This window comes from Bartonella acomydis, from assembly GCF_039543025.1.
Taxonomy (GTDB): Bacteria; Pseudomonadota; Alphaproteobacteria; order Rhizobiales; family Rhizobiaceae; genus Bartonella; species Bartonella acomydis.
The window spans coordinates 1-757 of the sequence record NZ_BAABIY010000055.1; the positions used below are offsets into that span (position 1 = coordinate 1).

A 757-nucleotide genomic window follows, 5' to 3' on the forward strand; every position below is an offset into this window, starting at 1 on the left:
AACGCAACGCTGTTGTAATGGCATAGAGCCCAATTTCAAAATGTTCTCTGTCTAAAAGTTCAAAAATCAATGCAAGGCTTGCTATGGTTTTTGGCATTTTCAAAACATGTGATTGTAAGCTTTCTGAGAAATGACCAGCTCTTGCTTCTCTATGAAGATTTTCTAGCCATTCATAAAACTTCTCTTGAGCATCAGCAGAAAAACGCATGATCAGCGGATGATCCGGAGAGCCTAATCGTTTATTATAAAAAGAACGAAAAACCTCTTCATACTTTTGCCATCCCTCTTGATTGGGTGGCCTATCAACCAATTGCCAATCTTTTGTCTCATCGGGCCACACAATCATTTGAAAGCGTTGCAATAAGCCGTCATCATTTATTCCCCGCTGTATTGCTTGAATGATGGGAATAATCCGTGAAGGTTGAATACCTCCAATCATAGATAAAGTTACATGAGGAATAAAAATAGTGCCACGCCCGATACGGTCATAAGTAAATTGATCATCTCCATTAAAAGCAGTCAGATAAAAAGCACGGTCTGTTTGATATTCCTTTCGTTCCATATCTGTTAAGAAACCAGATAACTCATCACGTACCATTAAGAGACCACGGGGGTTTTCTTTTAACAATTCCCCAAGCTTTTCAACTGTCACATCATTGACAATGAGACGCCTTTTATTATGACTGTCATCATCATGCTCATTGTCTTGGAGAGAGGGTTTCAAACAACAGAGCACGGGCTATTTCACACTCTCCTT

Annotated in this window: 1 protein-coding gene; it reads right to left on the minus strand. The window is 39.5% G+C overall.

Translation table 11 applies throughout. From position 1 onward, the window contains the following. On the minus strand, positions 1-736 hold a 736-nt coding region (locus tag ABD909_RS06975), incomplete at its 3' end, for a DUF3987 domain-containing protein (protein ID WP_345097238.1). Positions 737-757 lie beyond the last annotated feature (21 nt).